General features: G+C 48.0%; 22 protein-coding genes. 11 read left to right on the top strand and 11 right to left on the bottom strand.

The features are described from left to right. Nucleotides 1-325 precede the first annotated feature (325 nt). From GXP69_RS07910 to GXP69_RS07920, 3 genes are all read left to right on the top strand, one after another. Nucleotides 326-925, top strand: coding sequence for a hypothetical protein (locus GXP69_RS07910; protein ID WP_163914176.1), 600 nt, complete (start codon nt 326-328; stop codon nt 923-925). A 242-nt stretch (nt 926-1,167) separates the two neighbouring features. Next, nucleotides 1,168-1,959, top strand: a complete 792-nt coding sequence (locus tag GXP69_RS07915; protein ID WP_163914178.1) for a HipA family kinase — start codon at nt 1,168-1,170, stop codon at nt 1,957-1,959. Next, nucleotides 1,937-2,320 (top strand): DUF3037 domain-containing protein, encoded by a 384-nt coding sequence (locus GXP69_RS07920; RefSeq protein WP_163914180.1) that lies wholly within the window; start codon nt 1,937-1,939, stop codon nt 2,318-2,320. Before GXP69_RS07915 ends, GXP69_RS07920 begins: the two co-directional genes overlap by 23 nt. Before the next feature lie 86 nt (nt 2,321-2,406). Here the strand turns inward: GXP69_RS07920 and GXP69_RS07925 are convergent, their stop codons facing one another. Both GXP69_RS07925 and GXP69_RS07930 read right to left on the bottom strand, forming a co-directional pair. Then, complete coding sequence (locus tag GXP69_RS07925; RefSeq protein ID WP_163914182.1) at nt 2,407-4,854, bottom strand: outer membrane beta-barrel family protein; 2,448 nt, start codon at nt 4,852-4,854, stop codon at nt 2,407-2,409. A gap of 396 nt (nt 4,855-5,250) precedes the next feature. After that, nucleotides 5,251-6,819, bottom strand: coding sequence for a protein adenylyltransferase SelO (locus GXP69_RS07930; RefSeq protein WP_163914184.1), 1,569 nt, complete (start codon nt 6,817-6,819; stop codon nt 5,251-5,253). A 189-nt stretch (nt 6,820-7,008) separates the two neighbouring features. Here GXP69_RS07930 and GXP69_RS07935 point away from each other — a divergent pair, with 189 nt between their 5' ends. Beyond that, nucleotides 7,009-7,209: a hypothetical protein gene (locus tag GXP69_RS07935; protein WP_163914186.1), complete on the top strand. Its 201-nt coding sequence runs from the start codon at nt 7,009-7,011 to the stop codon at nt 7,207-7,209. 41 nt (nt 7,210-7,250) lie between these two features. On the opposite strand, the gene GXP69_RS07940 is transcribed toward GXP69_RS07935, so the two are convergent. Both GXP69_RS07940 and GXP69_RS07945 read right to left on the bottom strand, forming a co-directional pair. After that, nucleotides 7,251-7,670 carry a hypothetical protein gene (locus tag GXP69_RS07940; RefSeq protein ID WP_163914188.1) on the bottom strand — a complete coding sequence of 140 codons (420 nt, stop codon included), beginning with the start codon at nt 7,668-7,670 and terminating at the stop codon, nt 7,251-7,253. 150 nt (nt 7,671-7,820) lie between these two features. Next, a complete protein-coding gene (locus GXP69_RS07945; RefSeq protein ID WP_163914189.1) occupies nt 7,821-8,156 on the bottom strand; it encodes a hypothetical protein in 336 nt (111 codons plus the stop codon). Between the two features lie 284 nt (nt 8,157-8,440). Between GXP69_RS07945 and GXP69_RS07950 the strand changes: the two genes are divergently transcribed. The 6 genes from GXP69_RS07950 (at nt 8,441) to yjjX (ending at nt 12,162) form a co-directional block, all read left to right on the top strand. Next, a complete protein-coding gene (locus GXP69_RS07950) occupies nt 8,441-8,857 on the top strand; it encodes a DoxX family protein (protein ID WP_163914191.1) in 417 nt (138 codons plus the stop codon). A 157-nt stretch (nt 8,858-9,014) separates the two neighbouring features. After that, nucleotides 9,015-9,305 carry a peptide-methionine (R)-S-oxide reductase gene (locus tag GXP69_RS19180; RefSeq protein WP_262887419.1) on the top strand — a complete coding sequence of 97 codons (291 nt, stop codon included), beginning with the start codon at nt 9,015-9,017 and terminating at the stop codon, nt 9,303-9,305. Between the two features lie 26 nt (nt 9,306-9,331). Further along, nucleotides 9,332-9,409, top strand: a complete 78-nt coding sequence (locus tag GXP69_RS19185) for a peptide-methionine (R)-S-oxide reductase (protein WP_262887427.1) — start codon at nt 9,332-9,334, stop codon at nt 9,407-9,409. Between the two features lie 231 nt (nt 9,410-9,640). Next, nucleotides 9,641-10,795 carry a zinc-dependent alcohol dehydrogenase gene (locus tag GXP69_RS07960; protein WP_163914193.1) on the top strand — a complete coding sequence of 385 codons (1,155 nt, stop codon included), beginning with the start codon at nt 9,641-9,643 and terminating at the stop codon, nt 10,793-10,795. A gap of 11 nt (nt 10,796-10,806) precedes the next feature. Further along, complete coding sequence (locus GXP69_RS07965; protein ID WP_163914195.1) at nt 10,807-11,331, top strand: hypothetical protein; 525 nt, start codon at nt 10,807-10,809, stop codon at nt 11,329-11,331. Nucleotides 11,332-11,601: 270 nt separating this feature from the next. Then, on the top strand, nt 11,602-12,162 hold the full coding sequence (gene yjjX, locus GXP69_RS07970; protein WP_163914197.1) for an inosine/xanthosine triphosphatase: 561 nt from the start codon (nt 11,602-11,604) through the stop codon (nt 12,160-12,162). A 34-nt stretch (nt 12,163-12,196) separates the two neighbouring features. On the opposite strand, the gene GXP69_RS07975 is transcribed toward yjjX, so the two are convergent. Further along, nucleotides 12,197-12,970, bottom strand: a complete 774-nt coding sequence (locus GXP69_RS07975) for a hypothetical protein (RefSeq protein WP_163914199.1) — start codon at nt 12,968-12,970, stop codon at nt 12,197-12,199. 164 nt (nt 12,971-13,134) lie between these two features. Further along, complete coding sequence (locus tag GXP69_RS07980) at nt 13,135-15,561, bottom strand: TonB-dependent receptor domain-containing protein (RefSeq protein WP_163914201.1); 2,427 nt, start codon at nt 15,559-15,561, stop codon at nt 13,135-13,137. A 397-nt stretch (nt 15,562-15,958) separates the two neighbouring features. On the opposite strand from GXP69_RS07980, the gene GXP69_RS07985 reads away from it, so the two are divergent. Next, on the top strand, nt 15,959-16,873 hold the full coding sequence (locus GXP69_RS07985) for a hypothetical protein (RefSeq protein ID WP_163914203.1): 915 nt from the start codon (nt 15,959-15,961) through the stop codon (nt 16,871-16,873). 90 nt (nt 16,874-16,963) lie between these two features. Here GXP69_RS07985 and GXP69_RS07990 read toward each other — a convergent pair whose 3' ends face one another. The 5 genes from GXP69_RS07990 to GXP69_RS08010 all read right to left on the bottom strand — a co-directional run bounded on the left by GXP69_RS07990 (nt 16,964) and on the right by GXP69_RS08010 (nt 21,687). Next, on the bottom strand, nt 16,964-17,605 hold the full coding sequence (locus GXP69_RS07990) for a YczE/YyaS/YitT family protein (RefSeq protein ID WP_163914205.1): 642 nt from the start codon (nt 17,603-17,605) through the stop codon (nt 16,964-16,966). Between the two features lie 70 nt (nt 17,606-17,675). Then, nucleotides 17,676-19,139, bottom strand: coding sequence for an aminoacyl-histidine dipeptidase (locus GXP69_RS07995; RefSeq protein ID WP_163914207.1), 1,464 nt, complete (start codon nt 19,137-19,139; stop codon nt 17,676-17,678). Nucleotides 19,140-19,260: 121 nt separating this feature from the next. Next, complete coding sequence (locus GXP69_RS08000; RefSeq protein WP_163914209.1) at nt 19,261-19,545, bottom strand: GNAT family N-acetyltransferase; 285 nt, start codon at nt 19,543-19,545, stop codon at nt 19,261-19,263. Between the two features lie 227 nt (nt 19,546-19,772). Continuing rightward, a complete protein-coding gene (locus GXP69_RS08005) occupies nt 19,773-21,113 on the bottom strand; it encodes a TonB family protein (protein WP_163914211.1) in 1,341 nt (446 codons plus the stop codon). Continuing rightward, nucleotides 21,100-21,687, bottom strand: coding sequence for an RNA polymerase sigma factor (locus GXP69_RS08010; RefSeq protein ID WP_163914214.1), 588 nt, complete (start codon nt 21,685-21,687; stop codon nt 21,100-21,102). Before GXP69_RS08010 ends, GXP69_RS08005 begins: the two co-directional genes overlap by 14 nt. Between the last annotated feature and the right edge of the window lie 45 nt (nt 21,688-21,732).

Consider the following 21,732-nt stretch of genomic DNA (forward strand, 5'->3'; position numbering starts at 1 on the left):
ATACTTTACACAAATCATAGTTTTTGTACGTGCCAAATATAATAAAGGGTATAATCTGTTCTTTTGAGCACTATTAATCATAATTATTAAGACTCTTGCAGTGTATTTTTATACTTTATTTATATAGTGCCGTAGAAGCAGATACTCTCTCTACTAAGTTCAATTACTCCTACTCCTCTCATCACCCTGAACTAAAGCTATGCATCTGCCATCAGAGGCACAGTAAATTTTGGCTACCATTGGGCGCTATAGCTATGACTTAAATCTGGCTAATTGCGCAGGAATTGACTGTCAGGTTATCATTTCGTGTTTAAAACAAAAAGCTATGAGAAAACATTTTAATCAGTTACTGGGAATTGCACTAATGGCTGCTGCCGCGTTTGTAGTTGGCTGCGAGGCTGATAAAGGCGAAGAACCTTCACCACTTGCTGCATCAACTATAGGCGAGGCAAAGGGTAATAATTCAGCTTTGCATAATAAAACATTAGCGGAAGTACGTAGGGCCACCGCACGCTTCCACAGAGTAGAAGTGGCCGAAGCCGCTGGCTACGTGCTGTCAAGCCCTTGTATCTCAAGTCCGGCAGGTGGTATGGGGCACCACTATGTGAACGGTAATTTAGTTGATGGTTTAGTTGATCCATCGCAGCCGGAAGCCCTGGTTTATGAACCGCAAAAAAACGGTAAAATGAAGCTTGTAGCAGTTGAGTTTCTGGTGGTTGCTGAAGCCTGGGATGCAGTGAACGATGAGCCACCTGTGCTTGGAACGCAGGTTTATGATGATCACCGGAATGATCCGGAGACAAACTATGGTGGCCCAGGATTTCCAAATTATCAATTGCATGCGTGGGTATGGCAAAACAATCCATCAGGAATGCACGCACCATTTAACCCTACCGTTACCTGCGACTTTGAACTACAGGAATAGAAGCTGATCAATTCTATATACAAAAGGGCTGCATCTAAACTATAGATGCAGCCCTTTTGGTTTTTGCTCCTTTCTGATCCCGATTCCTAACTATAGTTTGCAATATTTGATATCTACCAGTTAAACCAACTTAGCATCGCGCAGCGCAACTATACCTGCAAATTTCAGAAAATCAGGTTAACTTCGGGCGCTTGCCGGCAACCTGCGTATAGGTTGCTCAGGTATATTTTACAGAACGAACTATGGAACCACAGATCAGAACGGTGCAGGTAACGCGCTACGTTACGCCTTTGCGAGAAGGCGGCTCGCTGCCTGCCATCGTGGAAGCTGACGACGACTTTATGTATGTGCTCAAGTTCAGGGGAGCAGGGCAGGGGATTAAAGCACTTATAGCAGAGCTTATTTCCGGGGAAATTGCCCGTTTACTTGGCTTCAGGGTGCCCGAAATCGTTTTTATACAACTGGATGAAGCCTTTGGGCGCACCGAACCAGACGAAGAAATACAGGACCTGCTACGCGCCAGCGAAGGCCTTAACCTGGGCCTGCATTACCTTTCCGGCGCCATTACTTACGATGCCCTGGTTACAACGATAGATGAGGAACAGGCATCTAAAATTGTGTGGCTGGATAGCCTCATCACGAACGTGGACCGGACGCCGCGCAATACCAACATGCTGATGTGGCGTAAAGAACTATGGTTGATCGACCATGGTGCATCGCTGTTCTTCCACCATGCCTGGCAGAACTGGGAAGAGCAGGCCAAACGACCGTTTTCCAATATAAAAGACCACGTGCTGTTGCCTCAGGCTACCGAACTGGAAACTGCTGATGCCGCCGTCAAAGCAATACTTACCCCGCAACAGATCCAGACTATAGTTGACCTTGTGCCAGACGAGTGGCTGGAGCAGGTTGAGTCGCCGTTTGAGACAGCAGCCGAACACCGACAAGCCTATGCACATTTCCTAAACACCCGTATTGCTCATTCCGAAATCTTTACCAACGAAGCCCAACATGCAAGGAAAACACTTATTTGAGTATGCTGTTATCCGGGTGGTGCCCCGGGTAGAGCGCGAGGAGTTCCTGAATGTGGGCGTTATTCTGTATTGCCGCGATCAGGGCTTTCTGCACACATTGTATACCTTAAACGAAAACCGCCTGCTGGCTTTTGCGCCGGACCTGGATCTGGATGAGTTGCTTGCACGACTTCAGGCTTTTGAGCGCATTTGCTGTGGCCGTAAGCAGGGCGGACGTATAGGAGAATTAGGCATTGCCGAGCGTTTCCGGTGGCTGACTGCCGCACGAAGCACCATTGTTCAGACATCGGCGGTGCATCCAGGGTTGTGCGTGGATGCCAATGAAACGCTGCATAAACTTTTTCAGCAACTAGTGCTCTGAGCTATAGTTGTTACCTGCAACAAAAAAGCCGCTCCTGACTATGGGGCGGCTTTTCTGCATTACAAACTAAAACAAACAACTATCTCTTAGCTTCCGGCACGGTTCTTTTCTTCTTCGGCGCCACCGGTTCTGCGGCGCGCCGGCGCTACCTGCTGCTTACCAAATCTATAGTTAAAGCTCAGCGTTGCTACACGCGAATCGCGGCTCTGGTTAAAGGTTTCGGTGTAGGTGTTGGTAAAGGTGGTGCCAGTGGTTTTGTTGGTATAGAAAACATCGCTTACATTCAGTTTCAGGCTGGCTTTCTTGTCCCATAGTTGTTTCTGCACGCCAGTAGAGGCAAACCAGATCTGCTCCACATCCATAAAACCATAAGCTTCGGCAGCACGGTAAACCCCAACCACTTCAGCTGACCATCCCTTACCAAACTGAATGGTGTTGTTGGAGTTGATGTTAAAGCTCGGTTGTCCGTTGCGCAGGTCTGTATTGGCCAGGTTACCACGATACAAACTATAGAACAGCGTTCCATTGTTCGTGCTGTTAAACCAGTTGCCAATTGAAAAAGGCACCGTTACAGACATGGCATAGTAATCGAATCTCGGCAGGTTCTCAAATGACTGCTTCACGATTTTGCTGCCAGGAACTTCAGGCTGTAGCACTTGCACAATTACATCAGCAGTGTAACTATAGCTCAGCTTGGTAACAATGCGCTGGTCAAACGTGTGGGTAAACTCAAAGGCGTAAGAAGTCTCTGGGTTCAAATATGGGTTGCCGGATGAATAAGTGCTAGGGTCCAGGTAGTTTTTGAATGGGTTCAGCTGGTTATAAGATGGCCTGTTAATGCGGCGGCTCAGCGATAGGCCCAGGTTGTGCTTTTTGCTCATGGTATAGCCTACAAAGGCGCTCGGGAAAAGCTGCGTATAGTTGTTATCAAAGGAACGCTCGTCTTCATCCACTATTTCGGCTAGTTGCTCGCCTTTGGCTATCGTGTTTTCCAGGCGCAGGCCCAGTTGCACGCTTACTTTTTCGCCGGTGCGCGATGCGTTCAGGTAAGCTGCATTAATGTTCTCGTCATACAGAAAGTGGTTGCTCTTATCCGTATCGAACACGTTGCCACCATTGCTGCGGTTATAAAATTCCAGGTTATTGTCGGCACTTACCAGGCTGCTCTTAATCCCGGCTTCCAGTCTACCGTTAATTTTTGTAAGTGGCTGAGCGTAATCTACTTTAGCAGATTGGATCGTAAGTTCGCCATCCAGGGTGCCGTACAGGAGTGCCGGGCTGCGTTTCAAGGATCCTTCCGGCGTGTAGGTTCTGGTATCAAAGTTCTGGAAATCGGTGTTGCCGTAAGAAATGTAGTCTACGTCAGCAGTCAACTCTTTTCCTGTAGTATCAATTGTATGTTTAAGGTTTAAGTTAATGCCATAGTTGCGGCGGTCGTGGCCGGCAGTGGCGTTCGTAATAAATGTAGAGTCGATTGCGCCCATGTTATCGCGGCCATCGGCATAATTGCGGTTCTTCCTGTTTATATCGGTCAGGTAGCCACTGCCCACTACGCCAACTATAGTTTTCGGGGTGATTAAGTAATCGGCGCCGACACGCGCGTTATGGGTTTCAAATTGAAAGTCGAAGCGGTTACGTTGGTCGTAAGTGCCGGTAATGCTTTTATCTTCAGCCAGAAAATTGCGGTAAATATCCAGTTGGGTATAATCGTCGCGGAATACATAGTTATAGTTGCCGAACAGGTTCAGTTTTTTTGTACGATGGTTTAGCTGCAGTCCCTGGTTAGTTTTAAACTTATCGCCATGCCCGAATGAAGTGGAAATGTTTCCGTTGGTGCCCAGGCTCTTGTCGCGTTTCAGTTTGATATCGATGATACCGGAATTACCGGCTGCGTCGTACTTAGCGGACGGGTTTGTAATGAGCTCGATCTTTTCTACAGAGTTTGCTGATAAGCCGCGCAGCACATTGGCAAGCTCTGAGCCGGTCATAGGTACCTGCTTGCCGTCTATCATCACAATTACGCCACCACGGCCGCGCATCGAGATGTTATCATTCTGATCAATGGTAACGCCCGGTGCTTTCTCCAGTACTTCCAGTGCAGTGTTTCCGGCAGCGGCAATGCTGTTTTCTACGTTCAGAACAGTCTTGTCCAGGTGTTGTTCAATAAGGGGGCGCTGGCCTTCAACTACCACCTCATTCAGGGCAGTGCTGTTCTGCATTAAAATAAGAGGTGCCACCTGCACTGGTCCGGATGCGGTGGTAATGTTTATCTCCGGACTCATGATGCGGGCATAGCCTACCATGCTGGCTGCAATCTTATACTTTCCGGCTTCTATTCCGTCAAACAAAAAAGCACCGGATTCTTCAGACAAGGCACCTTTTACCAGCGACGAATCTGCGGCACGAAGCAGCAACACATTGGCATAGCCTACGGCTTTCTTGTCTCCGTCCTGCACGGTACCTTTTATAGTTGCCTGTTGCGCACTAAGGCTGCTGAACACAAGCAGTAAAAGTGGGAGTAATAAATTCTTCATAGTTTTAGATAAGTGTGGTTATAGTTGTTTCGTCTTGGTATTGTGGTCATTCAGAAAGTTTAAATCCGGCCATTCCAACTCTCGTGCCATGTTTGTAGAAGTTTGATTACCAGTATTTTATGTTAATGATAGTTTGGTGCTTTCATCTGTTTCAAGTTCCTGGTGTCTGAAAACGAACAGCAATTCGTCTGAAAATGGACAATGCTGCCCGGTTTATAGTTGGACCTCTTATTGTTGCCTGCTGAAAAAGAGTGAAAGATGGGAGAGAGGTTGCACCACCTGAAATACTTTAACAAAACTTTAACTAAAGTTGCCTCAGGTTGTAAAGTATGAACTATAAAAAAAGCCGCTCCCGGGTTGCAGGAGCGACTTTATATTTTTAACTGAAACTATAGTTTACGAACTGCACGAAAGCATAGAGCAACCGGCTTTCTGGGTGGCCCATTCCGGGCGCGTCTGGAAGAATTCATCGAACCGGTTACTGTAAGGATCTTTCATGGCATCCTGTAGTTTCAGGAAAAGCGTGTTATCACCTTGTTCCAGTTCTTCTATGGCCTGGTGAAGCAGGTAGTTGCGGAGTATAAACCGTGGGTTGGTTTTCCGCATCAGCTCCTGCGATGCCTTTCGCGTAAAGGTGTTGCGGTTAAGTCGCTCCAGGTAAGCGGAAATCAAACTATAGAGTTGCTCGCTTTGCTCCGGTGTCAGGTCGTTATACAGGCTGTCTTTAAAGTGCTCAGTCACTTCTTCAGCACTTGCCATGTACAGTGGCAGATCAATCAGCAGCTGGTAGAAGATCGTCATGTCGGGTTTGATAGCGGTAAGCGTTTGCTCAAATTGTGTCACCAGCTCCGTGTCGGCATTGGTTATCTTATCAAGACCTAGCTTTTTGCCCATCATCTGGTAATACTTCTGCCAGTAAATTTCCTTATAGTGCTCCAGTGCAGGCATCAGCTGATCTTTCCCGATTAATGGTAACAGCGCTGCTGCAAGGCAACCTAAGTTCCAGTAAGCTATACCAGGCTGTTTACCAAAGGCGTACCGTCGGCCCGGAAGGTCGGTGGTGTTCGGAGTAAAGTCCGGATCATAGTCATCTACAAAAGAGTAAGGTCCATAGTCAATCGTTAGCCCCAGCACCGACATATTATCAGTGTTCATTACGCCATGCACAAAGCCTACACGCTGCCAATCCACCATCAGACTAGCGGTGCGTTCAACCACTTCCTTAAACCAGTCAAGCACTTTGTTTTCACCCTGCAGGTGCGGATAATAGCGGTCAATCGTCCAGTTTAACAGGTTTGTCAGGTTTTCGGTTTCTTTGCGGGCGTTCAGCATTTCGAAATTGCCAAACCTTAAAAAGCTAGGTGCCACGCGCATAACTATAGCTCCCGGCTCGTAAGCCGCATTGCCGTTGTAGAACATGTCGCGCAGCACAGGCTCGCCGGTGCTTACCAGGCTTAGCGCACGTGTAGTTGGCACGCCCAGGTAGTGCATGGCTTCGCTCATCAGGTACTCCCGCACCGAGGAGCGCAATACCGCACGCCCATCAGCCCTGCGCGAATAAGCAGTTGGACCGCCTCCTTTTAGTTGTAGTTCGAATGTTTTGCCATCTATAGTTTCCCATTCTCCTAAGGTGATAGCACGACCATCGCCTAGCTGTCCGGCCCAGCTGCCAAACTGATGCCCGGCGTAACAGGCAGCGTAAGGGTACATGGTGTCGGTTACGTGGTTGCCTCCCAGTATATCAATCTCCTGCTGGTCTGTTGGCTTCTGAATGCCCAGTTCATTTGCCAGTTCATCAGACCAGGCAAGCAGGGTTACTTTCTCAACAGGCGTAGGAATGGCTTTACTATAGAGTACACCCGGGGTCTGTCGAGGCGTTAGGTTGCCACTATCGTCACCGGGAAAAGTGCTTACAAATTCTTTTTTATAGTTTTTAGAGCGAAGGCTCTCTGTGGTTTTCTTCATAATTAGGTAAGCCGGATCAGGTTTAATATACCGGCAGCACATAGTAACAAATATCAGCCTGGTTTAGTTGATTTTTTTTACTGTTTATAGTTGTGTATCAGTTAGCTATAGTTGATGCCGGTTCAGCTTATATCCAATGTGCGTTTGCAGACGTATCTAGTATGAAATGAAATAAAAACACTACGAAAAATGGAAAATAACCTGTCAAATACATCGCTTAGAAGCCTGATGGAGAACCCGTCTCATCTTGCTGATATCATGAAGGATCCGGCCAAAACCGGCCTGGATTTCTATAATGGTCTTTCGGTAAAAGAAAAACAGTATATATTATTTGCTGCCGCAGCCGGACTTATCGGTTATGCAATTTACCTGGGGCGCCAGGGCAGCTAATGCAACACTTTTAAAGGTATGAGCTCTGACTCATACCTTTTTTATTTCCGGCCTTTTCCTTTTCTGGCTTTGTGCTGCGCAGTTTTCAGTTCCTTAAATTCTTCGTTGCTTACCACTACCGTATAGTATAGTTCGGTCAGGATGTTCAGGTCTGCATCATAATCGTAAGCCACCGTCAGGGCAAGTTCTTTATCGGGGTTCAGCACATAATCATCGCCTTCCTTGTCATAAACCTCAAACTCATACTCGCCTTCTTCCAGTTGTTTGTTCTGGATGCGTGACAGGCAGTCGCCGGTAATTACAACCGGTTTTTCGGGCTCTACAATCAGTTCAAATGGCTGAAAATACTTTCCGTCCTTTTTGTGGGTGATGTACTCGATGCGGCTGATATGCAGCTCAATATGGCTGTTTGCGTTATCGCGCTTTGGTTTTATATCCTGTATGTTACCTATAAGTTTCATGGCTGTGTGGGAGCTGAACTAAAAATTGCTATAGTTGCCCGCGAAGATAAGAACTATAAACCAAACACTTTCCGGCATCAGCATTATAAACGCCTTTAAAGCAAAAGACCCGACAAATGGCCGGGTCCTCTGGTTGTACCAATGCTGGCACTATTCCTTTTCATTTCCTAAATTCTCGTTGCTCTTGTGGCCTTTCAGTGTGCTGGCATTTGGCTGGTTATTACGAAATTCCTTGTCTGTACTGTCGGCGCCACGACTGGTTGTAGTTGGGTTTTGGTTAGAGCCCTGCGGACTATTATTGTTCGGTGTATTTTTACCGGCCTTGGCGCCACCGCTGTTTCCTTCGCGGCTTGGTTTATTTTCGCCGCGGGTATTATCTGCGCCACCTGCTACACCCTGGGTTTGGGTACCTTTGCCTAAGCCGCTTACGCCCTGGCCTTTTCTTGAATTCGGATCTTCTGATACGTTTCTGTTATTGCTGCTCATCGTTTGTTTTCGTTTGGTTTTAAGATCAATTACATATGTGCAGGCCTGCCTGCGATACAGGTTGTACGAACAAAAGCAGCACTTAGGTTGGCCGCTTCACCCGGAAACCCAAACTGTAGCGCACCTATAGTTTACGGGTACAAACAATAGTTTATCTGAAGTGCCGAATATTTCCAAGTTGCCAATTCTGGTATCATTCTAACTTTTTATAGTATATATACGTTTATAGCGTTATGTTAATATGGCTTAGACTTATTCACCTTTTATAAACTATAAAAACAGGTATGGACAGATTCTTAGGAAATTACGCGCCCCATTTTTATGCGTTGCTACGCATAGTGGCAGGCTTGCTTTTTGCCATGCATGGTACCCAGAAATTATTCGGGTGGCCCGGCGATGGTGATACCGTTGAGCTTGCATCGCTGATGGGGCTTGCCGGCATTATAGAGCTGGTCGGCGGGCTGATGATCGCGTTTGGGGTATTTGCAAGCTGGGCTGCTTTTATTGCCAGTGGCGAAATGGCTGTAGCCTATTTTATGGCGCACGCTCCCCAGGCTATGTGGCCGCTACAAAACCAGGGCGAACTAGCAGCTTTATACTGCTTCCTATTCCTCTACATCGCGGCACGCGGGGCCGGTATCTGGAGCATAGATGGGGCACGGCACAGGGATCGGGTTGTTACTGCCGATACGCGCTATTAAGCTACTCCTATAGTTGTTTAATACTACAGCCACAGCATCTGTCCAAAAGGCAGGTGCTGTGGCTGTATAGTTTAGCTTCAGCCAGTTGTTTGTATCATACAGACTATAAGTATACTATAAGGTGTAATTTGTAAATCCAAGATTTAATTCAGTAACTATGCTTCGCTGGAAAGACGTGATCTATTATGCCAAATACGGCAATCCGGAACCTTACCGTAGAGTAGAACATACTGTGCAGGAGTGGAAACTGTTCCTTAACCCGGAGCAGTACAGGGTAATGCGGAAGGGCGGAACAGAATCTCCCTATCGTAATGCTTATTGCAAAGTATATGATCCCGGTACTTACATGTGTGCCGGCTGTGGCAGTCTGCTCTTTAATGCTGCGGCTAAGTATCAAGCTATCTCAGGCTGGCCCAGCTTCAAGCAACCTGCAAGTAAAGGGGCATAAAGTATAGTTTTGATGACAGCCACCACATGCAGCGTATAGAAGTTTGTTGTAACAGTTGCGACAGCCATCTCGGGCATGTTTTCCAAGTTGGGCCGGAACCTTAAGGCCTGCGGTTCTGCATCAATTCGGTATGTCTTCTTAAAATATAACTCCAGTTTTTATAGCTTTATATAGATATAGAACTGTATTGTATTAGTACAATTTATGCAACTCTAATAGCTAATATGAGTAATTAAATAACCATACGCAGGCCGTACCGGTAGTTGCCTTGTGCCTTTCCGTGGCAGTACTGCTGTATGTTCACTGATGTATCAACTAACTCTAAAAACAAACTTATGCTGGCAATGAACTACCGTGGACCCAAGCGGGTCCGGATCGATCACAAACCCATGCCTGAGATACAGCACCCCGAAGATGCAATTATTCGTGTAACACGCGCCTGCATCTGCGGTTCTGATCTCCACCTCTATAACGGCAACGTACCCGATACACGCGTAGGCACGACTTTCGGACATGAATTTACAGGTGTTGTAGAAGAAGTAGGTGCCGAAGTAACCAATGTTAAAGTGGGAGACCATGTGCTGGTGCCGTTTAACATTGCCTGCGGGCGTTGCGTTTTCTGTAAGCAGGGGTTGTTTGGCAACTGCCACGAATCTAACCCGCAGGCAACAGCGGTAGGTGCAATCTACGGTTACTCGCACACCGCTGGCGGCTACGATGGTGGCCAGGCAGAATATGTGCGTGTGCCTTATGCCAACACCGGGCCAATGGTTATTCCGCAGGGCATGGACCCGGATGATGCCGTGATGCTAACCGACGTGGTGCCAACCGGATACCAGGCTGCAGAAATGGCTGGTATACAAACCGGCGATACTGTGATGGTGTTTGGCGCAGGCCCGGTAGGAATTATGGCGGCGCGCTGTGCCTGGTTGTTTGGTGCTGGCCGTGTTATTATCATTGATAAGATTGATTACCGCCTGGAGTTTGCCCGTAACTATGCCAAGTGCGAAGCCTACAACTATGAGGAAATTGGCGATCTGGCCGTTTTCGCTAAAAAGCAAACCGACTCGCTGGGCGTGGATGTGTGTATAGATGCGGTAGGTGCCGAAGCAACAGGGAATGCCATGCAAACTATAACAGGCCGTAAACTACTGCTGCAGGCTGGCTCGGCCACTGCTTTGCACTGGGCTATTAACTGTGTTAAAAAAGGAGGCATTGTTTCAATTGTGGGGGTATACGGACCTACTGATAACCTGGTACCAATTGGCAACGTGCTCAACAAGGGCTTAACCATCCGTGCGAACCAGGCATCTGTAAAACGCTTGCTGCCAAGACTCATCGAGCACGTGCAGAATGGTATTTTGGATCCGAAAGCGCTTATCACTCACCGCTTGCCACTGGAAGAAGTTGCCGATGGCTACCGTCTTTTCTCTGCCAAACTGGATAACTGCATTAAGCCGGTTCTTATTCCACCATCAGCCAGAATTTAAATAACAGAACTATGGAAGATAACAGACCTTTCGAAAATAACAGGGGTACCGAAAATAACCGGAATATTATAGGGTGGGGCATAGATGCAGATCCGAAGAATGACCCTACTTACCCCATGAAGAACCGCTCAAACGAAGAGCATAAAGGGTATGCCTGGGAGCGGCCTACGCAACAACCTGTAAACATGGAAATACTGCACTCCATCGAGCGCCCGAATGTTACAGCCGTGTTTGGTACTTCAGTGCCGCCAAGCGGTTTGAGCGGCATGATCAGAAGGCTTGCATTTAAGCGAAGTGAAAACGAGTACAGCCACTGGTTGCCACTGATCATTGCTGACCGCGTAAATGTGGTAGAAGGCATTATAGATGATTTTGTGAAGGGCAATTACCCGAACCTATTTGTAGAAAAAGGCTACAAAGCAGAATGGAAGCACGACAAGCTCGGCCTTTTCGGTAAGTTCGCCATTTTAGCCGCCGTTACGGCAACAGCTGTGGTACTGCTTACCCGCAACAACTCCAACGACGACGAAGATTAAACTAATTTCTCCCTTCTATCTTTCCTTTTCTTTAAGGTGGGTAGAAGGGAGTTTTTTATAGTTTGCCAACTCCCTGCGCCACTCCAAAGTTAATGCACTTACAACTATAGCTGGAGTTGGAACTATAAACCTGGTCCTCCTTACTATCAACCTGAAAAATCAAAAGCAGGATTTACTGTTCTGAAGGCTGCACAATCTTTATCTTTGTGCCCGAGCCGGGCCGCCCAAACTATAGTTCAGGCTCTGCTTACCAGAACATAATTTCAGCTTATGAGCCAGCCAAACTTAACTATAGCAGTTGCGTCACTTAATCCGGTTAAAACACAGGCCGCTTTACAAGGCTTCCAGAAGATGTTTCCGGAGATAGGGTTTAATACCGTACAGGTAAAGGTACCATCCGGAGTTGCAGACCAGCCGATGAGTGATGCCGAGACACTTGCCGGAGCCCTGAATCGTGTAAAAAATGCCTTTGCCGAGGTTCCGGAAGCTGATTACTGGATCGGGATTGAAGGTGGTGTGGAAGTGCATGATAACGAACTGACCTCTTTTGCCTGGGTGGTAGTGCGCTCTAAAGATGCCATTGGGAAAGCCCGCTCCGGCGCCTTTTTTCTGCCGCCTGCTGTAGCCGAGCTTGTAGCGCAGGGCTTGGAACTGGGCCATGCAGACGATCTCGTTTTTCAGAAAAGTAATTCGAAGCAGAAGACCGGAGCTATTGGTTTGCTGACCCATAACGCTGTAGACCGCATGCAACTATACGAGCAGGCCGTTGTGCTGGCATTGGTCAGGTTCCGGAACGAAGCTTTGTACCCTGTAGAAACAGCAAAACTATAGTTGTTGGAGAGGCAGTCTGATTAGCACAGAACGGCTACCATTCCATCTCGTCATCTTCGTCTTCTTCCGGTTCCCACTCGTCAGGCTCTGTTTCCCAGGTATCTTCTTCACCGGGGATATAGGTCTGAGCGGAAATGCCCGTGGCTGTAATCAGCTCATCTGCCTGTTGCTGTCGGGTCTCATCAAATACCAGTTCGCCGCTCATCAGGTAACGGTTGGTGTCCAGTAGTACTTCGTAAATGGGGGTGTGCACATGCTTCGGGATTTTGAGCAGGCGCGGATCGTGCTTATCAAAAGGTGTTTCTACTTTAGAACTATACAGGTAAGGCAGCAGGGTTTTAGAGCAGCTGATGGCCACACGGTGAACTTCATACTCTTCAAAATACTCCTGCAACCGCTCGTTTATATTCTCAAAAAACTCTATTGTTTCGCCTAAACGAACACGTGAACCGGCTCTTGATTTACCTTTGGTTTTCAGGTATTTGATCTGGCTGGTGCCCTGCTTTTTTCTCACCATGTAAGAGCGGAAAACCTTGTGGTTATAGTTGCGGCCATTCTCGAAATACCCCACCGCACAACTACCTGATTGTATCAGCAGAATCACATAATTTACCGGCGTATCTTCTCTGAACTTGCCATGTACTGGCGGGGCCAGTGTAATGGGCAGACGCAGGTATAGTTGCCCTTCCGCATCATTGCCGGGCAAAAGCAACCTGTGTTTTTCATGATCATATTCGTGCGCTATGTTGTGCTCCTGCAGGTAGCGAAGCAGGCGAAGTGCACTCTCATAAGGCAGAATACGGTTCATGCAATCATGGTTAACTTAAGACTGCAAGATACAATACAGTTATCAGTAAACAGTAAACAGTAATCAATAAGCAGTAATCAGTAACAGACAACTATAGTTCTACTTACTGATTACTTTTGAGATCTAACTGTTTACTGTTCACTGATAACTGTTTACTGAATAACCTATCTGCCGGCTTTGTTGTCATTGCTGATCTTTTTGGTGCGCTTGCCGTTGTCGGCGATCATTTGCCCGAAGCGCCACTCAAATGTTAGGCGGGCGGAGCGGTTGTAGCGGTAGTCAACTATATCGGCGGTAAAGTTATTGTCGGCACGGGTGGCAACCTGCTTGAAACGGCTTGTGAATGGATTGTTGATGCCCAGGGTCAGGCTCGCTTTCTTATCCATAAACTCCTTTTTAGCCGAAATGCCATGCCAGTACCAGGCAGAATTACGCTGTTGCAGGCCAATCCAGCCATTGTTATAGTTGCCGTTTACCTGAACAGAGAAATCCTTAGGTAATTTAACGGTACTGTTTACATAAAAATACCAGTTCAGGGCATTCCGCTCTAAGCCCAGCGCCTTACTTTCCATGTTTACCATGCGTGCTTCTGCACCTCCATTTAGTTGCCAGATCTTGGTCAGCTGTCCCGACACGTTCATGTTCAGGCCATAGGTCATGCGGCTTGCTATGTTCTTCGGCAGCGTAAGCGAAACCCCGTCATCCTCCAGAAAAGAAATATACTCGATCGCGTTATCGGTATAGCGCCAGAACAAGGCTGAGTTCAGTGAGATGCCTTTTTCCGTGTTTATGCTGTGAGCAAGCTCCAGCCCGTGGCTCAGTTCGGGCTTCAGGTAGGGGTTGCCGGTACGCAGGTTCATAGTATCACTGGCATCTACCCAAGGGTTCAGGTACCAGATCATAGGGCGCTGGATGCGCTGCGTATAGCTCATTTTTATAGTTTGGCTGCCAATGCCCTTGGCTATAGTTAAGCTGGGGATCAGGTTGGTATAGTCGTTTTTCAGGGGAGTGGCAGTAGATAAAAATTCGCCCTCAATATCGGTGTGCTCCAGGCGCAGGCCGGCTGTTATGTTCCACTTATTTTTTGTGCTCAGGTGCAACGAGGTGTAGCCGGAATAAACCCGTTGAAAATAATCGAAGTCGTCGGACTGATCAGGGTCCGGGGCGAGTGGGTCGGTGCTGCCCTCAGCTTGTTTTACCCTGAACTCGCTGCCAATGTCGCGGCGGATGGCTTTAGCGCCTACTTCAATTTTAAGACTGGTTGTGTCGCGGGCGCCGTATAGTTTAAAAGGGTGTGTATAGTCGGTTTGCAGCGTGTATTCCTGGTTGCGGCTATAGTTGGTGCTGTGCTGGCGCATAGTCAGTTCGTTGCCTTCGGTATAGGTATCGAGGTCATAGAAATAATTGTCGGGCATGCGGCTGTACTGGGTGAGCAGGGCAAATTCCTGGTCCGGCTTAAAGGTTTTAGTGTAGCCCAGGTCCAACTGCCCGTTACCATACGGGTTTTTGTAGCGCCTTTCGGTGCGGTAAGTAGTAAGTGGTGCGCCGCTAGCATCACGCAGCTGTATATGGGTCGTTACATCATTCGGGTAATCGCCACCCCATACGTTGCCGGAAAGGTTAATGCGGCTTGTTGAATCGGGATCGTAGTCAATACTCAGCTCTCCATATCCGCCTGTACTCAGGTTGTTGCCGGCGCCCTGCTGCGTAAGTATAGAGGTGATCTGCCCGTCTTCCAGGGCAATGCGGCTGATCTCGTTTCTCCACTTATTGCGGTACTGGTAACCGTTTGCGGCCAATGAAATACCCAGTTTATCTTTACGGTAGCTGAGCTTGGTGCCAAGCGCTCTGTTCAGGTTGCCGGCAGTTGCATTTACAGATCCGTTAAAACCCTTCAGTCCTTTTTTTGTGATGATGTTAATTACTCCGGCAGAGCCTTCTGCATCGTAGCGGGCGCCCGGGCTGGTAATCACTTCCACAGACTTGATCACATCGGCAGGCATCTGGCGCAGGGCATCGGCAAGGTTGCGCGCCATCATTCCGGATGGTTTGCCGTTTACCAGCACTTTTATGTTGCCATTTCCGCGCATCTGCACATTGCCATCCAGGTCTACGGTTAAGGTGGGCACTTTGCGCAGCACGTCAGCAGCAGTGCCGCCTGCGTTGGAGGCATCATTTTCGGCATTGTAAACCAGTTTGTCACCCTTATCTTCTACAAGCGCCTTCATGGCGGTAACCTCTACGGCTGCCAGCATTTTGCTGTCGGTGCTCAGGTGCAGGGTGCCCAGGGCCAATTCAGGTTTGGCAGTTGTAAGGCTAACCGGAATTTTTCGGGCCTTATAGCCAATAAAGGTAAGCTCCAGGGTATAGTTGCCAAGGGGCAGGTTGCTGAGCAGGAATGCTCCTGAACCGTCGGCAGCGGTACCGGCTACCAGTTTGTCCCCATCTTTCAGAACGGCGTTTGCATAAGCTACCGGTTCAGTTGTAAGAGAGTCAGTTAGAGTGCCGCTTATTTTTCCAGGTTTTTCTGATTGTGCCGATGCACTGCTGACAACTGCCATTAACAGCAGTAATGTAAAAAAATGCTTCATAGTTTTATTTTGCGGTTAAGTGGTTATAGCCAAAGACAGGTTAAGGCCTTTGGGTTAGTGATTGATGTAAACTTGGTGCTGTTCCGGAACTGATCGAAAGATGTAAAAGACAGGGGGCTGGTTGCCTGCAGTTATTGTAAAATTTAAACTTATCCGTTAAAGGATGTTATTTTATCCGTGAAACTATAGTTGGGAGCAGTGGAAATGATTTGTTTCGGATATCTGAAAAGCTCTGTCTGGCAAGGCTGTAAGCTGGAGTAAATCAGTAAACTATAGCCTTATCAGAAGCAACCTAAAACACTTGACACTTTATAGTTATTGACGCTCTTGTTTAAACCGCAACGCCGCGCTGTCGTTTAAAAGGGATGTATTTAAAACTAAACTTAAACAAAAAGCTATGGACAGACGTGACAGAGATCACTATGAACGCGACGATTACAGGTACAACAACGACAGCGACAACTATCGGTACAGCAGCAACAGAAATACAGATTATAACCCGGACGATGAACATTACCACAGCGCCCGCAACCTGACCAACGAATTTGAGCGGGATTACAGAGGAGAGCATAATCGAGGAAGAGATCGGGACGATAGAAGACCACGCAGAAGTTACCACGAAGGCAACAGCCTGGGCGATATGTACGAGCGCCGCATGCAGGAGGAAGGTCATTCCAGAAGATATTCTAACCCGGAAAACGACACAGGCGAGTTCAGAAGATTCTCTGGCAACCTCGACCACGAACGCGACCGCTTCAGCAATTACCAGGACGATTACAGAAGCTACCAGGGCAGCGACAGAAGCCGCAGTCAGGACTATAGCCGCAACAACATGAACCAGGGCGATATACGCCGTGGCTATGGCATATCGGACCACGAAGGTACATCCGATCGCTTTAACACGCTGAGCCGAAACCAGAACCGAAATAGGTCTGACGATGACCGTAACTATAGTTCGGGCCAGCGCTCCAGCTATGGCGGTTCCACTTATACCGGCAATAGTGGTGAATCTTTCCCAGGCTCTAACCGCGGCGTGCCTGATACAACCTATGGAACCAGTAGTTTTGCCGATGACTATGGCACATCTTTAGGCAGCACCTATGGCAGCACCAACTATGGCGGTGGCACCGGTTACTCAGGTGGTCAGAGAGGCGGATCTTTTGGCAATAGCAACTATGGCAGCTCATCGGGAAACTATAGCGGCTCAGGTTCTATGGGCAGAGGCAACTATGGCGATAGCAGCGGCTACTCCCGTAATTCAGGCTCACGCAATTCCAGACGTAATACCTATGATGGCGATTATGAGATTTAGATCACATGATCAGTAATAAATAAAACAGCAGCGCCGGTACATTTTGCACCGGCGCTGCTGTTTTATAGTTTGTAACTGTAGTTATCTGGTTTATTGTTTTGGGGCTGGTTGAGTTGCTAACTCACCGGTCAGGAGCATGCGCAGTTTCTGGAACCAGCGCAGCGTAACCTGGAATATCGGGCTCTGGATGAAAGTATACAGGAACGTGACCACGCCAATCGGGCCGCTCAGTAAAAAGCCAATACCCAGCACGATACATTCCACTAAAATCCTGGCCTGGCTAACTGACAACTTGGTACGCTCCGACAGCGAAAGCATAAACCCATCTCGGGGCCCGGCACCAACACCACCCGCCACGTACAAACCACCTGCAATGCTGGTAATCAGAATCGCGGCAGAAAGCTGCGCGTAGTCCTGCCAGGCATGCGATGCTTCTGGAATAAAATCAAGCCACAGGAAAAAGTCCATGAACGGGCCAATGAGCAGCGTGTTCAGGAAAGTGCCGATGTTGATGTATTTGCGGTTTACAAACCAGGCAACGCAGAGCACCAAAAGGCCTACCAGCACACTCCAGGTGCCAATCGTGAAGCCAAATTTTTGAAAAAGTGCCACATTCAGCACTTCCCAGGGGTGCAGGCCCAGGTATTTTACTTTCACGGCCATCGCATTTCCTAAACCAAACAGCAGCAACCCGGCAAAAAAGAAACTATAACGGATGATCCAGTTTTTCATGGTGGCAAAGATAAAAAGAAAGCGCCTGTTGTTGCAGGCGCTTTCATAACTAAATCTTCAGCTTAAAGGTTTATACCTTTACTGGGATGCGCTCCAGTGTCTCCAGCAAAAAGCCCCAGTATTTCTGTACCGAGCTGATCTGCACTTTCTCGTCAGGAGAGTGGGCGCCTCGGATGTTTGGTCCGAAAGAGATCATTTCCATGCCCGGATAATTGCCACCCACTATACCGCACTCTAAACCGGCGTGGCAGGCGTTTACATGTGGCTCACCGTCAAACAGTTCGCGGTACAGGTCGCTCATTACCTGAACGATTGCAGCGCCCGGAAGCGGTGTCCAGCCTGGATATTGGCCTTTAAATGTAACATCAGCACCTGTTAGCTCAAATGCAGATTTGATCGCATTCGCCAGGTCCATTTTCTCCGAATCAACAGAGCTGCGGGTTAAGCATTGAATGCTGTATTCGCCGTTCTTCACCAGCACGCGAGCAATGTTGTTTGAGGTCTGCACCAGGTTCTCGATGTCCGGGCTGAGGCGGTAAATGCCGTTCGGGCAGGCATAAATGCTGCGTAGTAACTTATACTGGAAATCTGCAGCAAACACCTGCGTTGGTGCAGCTATAGTTTCTATCGTTACTTCTAGGTTCGGGTCGGTGGTGTTGTATTCCTTTTTCAGGATGTCTTTTTGTGCAGCTACAAACGCTTCAAAAGCTTTCGCCTTGTCCTGCGCCACCACAACTATAGCAAACGACTCACGCGGAATTGCATTGCGTAAACTACCACCATCAATCTCAGCAACCTGCACATTAAATTGTTCAGCAGCCTGCGCCAGCACACGGTTCATCAATTTATTGGCATTGCCACGGCCCAGGTGGATATCCATGCCGGAGTGGCCGCCTGTTAAGCCTTTGATGCTTAAACGATAGCCGGTTGCATTGGCAGCAGCATTCTCAGAGCTATAGGTTCCGGTTGCCGTTACGTCTACGCCACCAGCGCAGCCTATGGTTAATTCCGTATCGTCTTCCGTGTCCAGGTTCAGCATGATAGAGGCATCCAGCATTCCACCTTTAAGACCTAATGCACCAGTCATGCCGGTTTCTTCGTCAATGGTAAACAGGGCCTCCAGTGGCGGGTGTGGAATGTCGTTTGCTGCTAGCAGGGCCATGATGGTTGCCACTCCAATACCGTTGTCAGCGCCTAGTGTAGTGCCTTTTGCTTTTACCCAGTCGCCATCCACATACATTTCTATGCCTTGCTTGTCGAAATCGAAGGTAGTGTCGGCGTTTTTCTGGTGCACCATGTCCAGGTGGCTTTGCAGCAATACGGTCTGGCGGTTTTCCATGCCGGCTGTAGCTGGCTTTTTAATGATCACGTTTCCGATCTCATCCACTATAGTTTCCAGGCCAAGGCTGTTGCCAAAGTCTTTCATAAACTGTATGACGCGCTCTTCTTTTTTAGACGGACGCGGCACAGCATTCAGGTCGGTAAAGTAGTTCCAGAGCGCTTTCGGCTCGAGTTCTCTTATTTCTTCGTTCATAGTATGATTTTAGCGGCATACACCTGTAAAAGTGCAGCGCAGGTTTGCATTAATGATAAGCAAATATCCGAAATTTTGAACAGAGAAACTGCTTTTATTGGAGATAGTTACAGTTGGCAAACTATGGCCACAGCATGATGTCGTTGTACTCGGGGTGGCGCTTTACGAAAGCTTCTACGGCAGGGCAGGAGGCAATGGCTTTGCAGTTGTTCTCACGGGCATAATTGAGGCCGCAACGCGCTAGTTTATGCGCTATTCCTTGTCCGCGGGCACTTTCCGGCACAAAGGTATGGTCAAAGTCCATATCTTCTTCTTCGGTGTAACTATAGGTCAGTTCCGCTTCTTCGTCGCCGATAACGATATAAAAACGCATGTCGTCCTGATCATGCTTTACTTCATGTTCCATAAGGTTAAGTTTGTTTGTGTCTGTAACTATACGGCGGGAGGAGATTGTTGATGGTTAGTTGTTGATTGCTGAAACACTTCGTACTTGGTGCGAGCGTCCTCGCTCGTGACAAATTATAGTTGGGCGTCCCGCACAGTTGGATTTCAGACTCAACTATATAACGAAGTCACGGATCACAGATATGTGCCAGCAAACGAGACTAGCAATTGGTTAGACAAATGGTTAAGCTACCTAAACCTAACCACAACCTTCACTTGCCGCGCCACCGGATTACCATTTTGCTTGGCCGGCTCCCATGCTGGCCCTTGCTGAATTAATCTTACAGCTTCTGCGTCTGCTTCGGGGTTCAGGCTACGTATGGCACGCACATTCTGCAGCTCTCCTTTTTCAGAAACAGTAAACCCAACTATAACGTTGCCTTTAACTTTTGTAGTTAGCGGGCGCTGCTCGTTTTTCAGGTAGAGTTTGTAAGCGCGCTGGCCTATAGTTGGTTTTGGCTTTTCGATGACAGGCACTACGGCACGTTTGCTGTAACCGGTCACCACTACTTCAGATAACTGTTTTTCATCGGGCTGCAGGTTTACAGCCAATAAATTGTTTGCACTGTCTACCTGTTGCTCTTTGGTTTCGAAGCCCACGTAACGGAAGCTCAGTACTTTTTTACCTGCAGGTACCTGTAGCGAGAAATTGCCATCTTTGTCTGTGGCAACGCCCACTATAGTGCCCTTTACCTGCACGGCAACACCCGGCAACGGATTGCCAGCAGCATCAGTAACTTTACCCCGAACTACATGTGAACCATCGGTATTTCGCTGAACAGAAACCCCCGCCACTTGTCCTTCCAACGCACGCTGAAGATTCATCTGGGGAGCTGTAGCCATGGTTCTGGCTTTTGGTCTCGCGGCGGCTATAGTTGCAGTGCTATCCTGTTTCAGATCAAAAGTAACGTCCCCTAAAACTACCGATTCTGTAACTTTAGCTACTGAGTTTTCAGCTATCGTTTCTTCATCCAGAATCACTTCTTCAGCAGCAATAACTTTATCGAGAAGGTCTGCGGCAACTATAGTTTTAGAAGAGTTCGGCCTTGGCGTTAGGATAGGTTTTTGGTTAGGCTGAGGTTCTTCTATTGTTTCCTGGTTAACTATAGGCGAAGGAGGCGAGAACTTAGCTATCGTTTCCGGTTGCTTTGCTTCGGCTTGCTCTACAGCTATAGTTTCAGATGGAGCTTGCAGGTTAGAGTATTGATAATAAAACACCATCACAGCCGAGCAGATGAGCACAACTATGGCAGCTGCTGCGCGCCAGTCAGCATACCAGACGGCGGCACGGTTTTTCTCTTTTTTGCTCGCCATGCGCTCTTTTATATCGGTAACAGCAGCTAAAGTTTGGTTTGTATCTGATAAAGCCATGCCTTCCACAATATCCGCGCATAGCTCACAGTCCAGCAGGTGTCGCTCCAGCTGGTGGCTCAGGGCAGGCGACAGCGCTCCTTCCTGGTACTGCCGCAGCAATTTCAGGGTTGGGTGTCCGTCTGTACCGAAAAGTATATGGCGGTTAGCGTGGTTCATGGTGTTTCTCCAGGTATAGTTTCAGGTTGCGTTTCCCGTTCTGGATGTAGCTTTTTACTTTGTTCAGGTCGAAATTCGTTTGTTCTGCAATCTCTTTATAACTCTTTTGCTGCAGGTAAAACAACTCTACACATGTGCGTTGCTCTGGCGGTAATGTCTCCAGCCCTTGCCGTAGTTGCTGTTCGCTTTGTTCCTGCAGTTCTGCATCACTAAGATGAAAAAGGTCTGCATTTTCCATAAACGGCGGTGAAGCATCTTCCAACCTTACCTGCTCTTGTCCTTTTTTTGCCCGCAGCTGCATCAGGCAATGGTTTTTGGTAATTACGTGTAGCCAGCTTTTAAAATTCGAGATCTCGTGTTTCAGCAGCAATTCGGTCAGGCTCTCGAAAACCTGCATCGTTGCATCTTTGCTGTTATCTTCATCGTGCAGGTACTTCAGGCAGACCAGATACACCATTTCGGTATGTCGCTCAAAAAGCTCGCCAAGGCAATCCATATCGCCTGTAACGCGGTACTGTTGCACCAGCTGCAGGTCGTCGGGTGGGTTGGCCTTTTTAAAGAATTTGAGAAACATGTTTTACCGGACAAAAGAAATTTAGACAAAGGACAAAAGACTTGT

Source organism: Pontibacter burrus (assembly GCF_010686685.1).
Classification (GTDB): Bacteria; Bacteroidota; Bacteroidia; order Cytophagales; family Hymenobacteraceae; genus Pontibacter; species Pontibacter burrus.

Excerpts from the sequence above, each read along its gene's own strand:
- GXP69_RS07985 (WP_163914203.1), top strand. The coding sequence starts at position 15,959 with ATGGACAGACGTGACAGAGATCACTATGAACGCGACGATTACAGGTAC.
- GXP69_RS07960 (WP_163914193.1), top strand. The coding sequence starts at position 9,641 with ATGCTGGCAATGAACTACCGTGGACCCAAGCGGGTCCGGATCGATCAC.
- GXP69_RS07980 (WP_163914201.1), bottom strand. The coding sequence starts at position 15,561 with ATGAAGCATTTTTTTACATTACTGCTGTTAATGGCAGTTGTCAGCAGT.
- GXP69_RS08000 (WP_163914209.1), bottom strand. The coding sequence starts at position 19,545 with ATGGAACATGAAGTAAAGCATGATCAGGACGACATGCGTTTTTATATC.
- GXP69_RS07930 (WP_163914184.1), bottom strand. The coding sequence starts at position 6,819 with ATGAAGAAAACCACAGAGAGCCTTCGCTCTAAAAACTATAAAAAAGAA.
- GXP69_RS19180 (WP_262887419.1), top strand. The coding sequence starts at position 9,015 with ATGCTTCGCTGGAAAGACGTGATCTATTATGCCAAATACGGCAATCCG.
- GXP69_RS19185 (WP_262887427.1), top strand. The coding sequence starts at position 9,332 with ATGCAGCGTATAGAAGTTTGTTGTAACAGTTGCGACAGCCATCTCGGG.
- GXP69_RS07935 (WP_163914186.1), top strand. The coding sequence starts at position 7,009 with ATGGAAAATAACCTGTCAAATACATCGCTTAGAAGCCTGATGGAGAAC.
- GXP69_RS07965 (WP_163914195.1), top strand. The coding sequence starts at position 10,807 with ATGGAAGATAACAGACCTTTCGAAAATAACAGGGGTACCGAAAATAAC.
- GXP69_RS07945 (WP_163914189.1), bottom strand. The coding sequence starts at position 8,156 with ATGAGCAGCAATAACAGAAACGTATCAGAAGATCCGAATTCAAGAAAA.
- GXP69_RS07915 (WP_163914178.1), top strand. The coding sequence starts at position 1,168 with ATGGAACCACAGATCAGAACGGTGCAGGTAACGCGCTACGTTACGCCT.
- GXP69_RS07910 (WP_163914176.1), top strand. The coding sequence starts at position 326 with ATGAGAAAACATTTTAATCAGTTACTGGGAATTGCACTAATGGCTGCT.
- GXP69_RS07925 (WP_163914182.1), bottom strand. The coding sequence starts at position 4,854 with ATGAAGAATTTATTACTCCCACTTTTACTGCTTGTGTTCAGCAGCCTT.
- GXP69_RS07990 (WP_163914205.1), bottom strand. The coding sequence starts at position 17,605 with ATGAAAAACTGGATCATCCGTTATAGTTTCTTTTTTGCCGGGTTGCTG.
- GXP69_RS07950 (WP_163914191.1), top strand. The coding sequence starts at position 8,441 with ATGGACAGATTCTTAGGAAATTACGCGCCCCATTTTTATGCGTTGCTA.
- GXP69_RS07920 (WP_163914180.1), top strand. The coding sequence starts at position 1,937 with ATGCAAGGAAAACACTTATTTGAGTATGCTGTTATCCGGGTGGTGCCC.
- GXP69_RS08005 (WP_163914211.1), bottom strand. The coding sequence starts at position 21,113 with ATGAACCACGCTAACCGCCATATACTTTTCGGTACAGACGGACACCCA.
- GXP69_RS07975 (WP_163914199.1), bottom strand. The coding sequence starts at position 12,970 with ATGAACCGTATTCTGCCTTATGAGAGTGCACTTCGCCTGCTTCGCTAC.
- yjjX (WP_163914197.1), top strand. The coding sequence starts at position 11,602 with ATGAGCCAGCCAAACTTAACTATAGCAGTTGCGTCACTTAATCCGGTT.
- GXP69_RS08010 (WP_163914214.1), bottom strand. The coding sequence starts at position 21,687 with ATGTTTCTCAAATTCTTTAAAAAGGCCAACCCACCCGACGACCTGCAG.
- GXP69_RS07940 (WP_163914188.1), bottom strand. The coding sequence starts at position 7,670 with ATGAAACTTATAGGTAACATACAGGATATAAAACCAAAGCGCGATAAC.
- GXP69_RS07995 (WP_163914207.1), bottom strand. The coding sequence starts at position 19,139 with ATGAACGAAGAAATAAGAGAACTCGAGCCGAAAGCGCTCTGGAACTAC.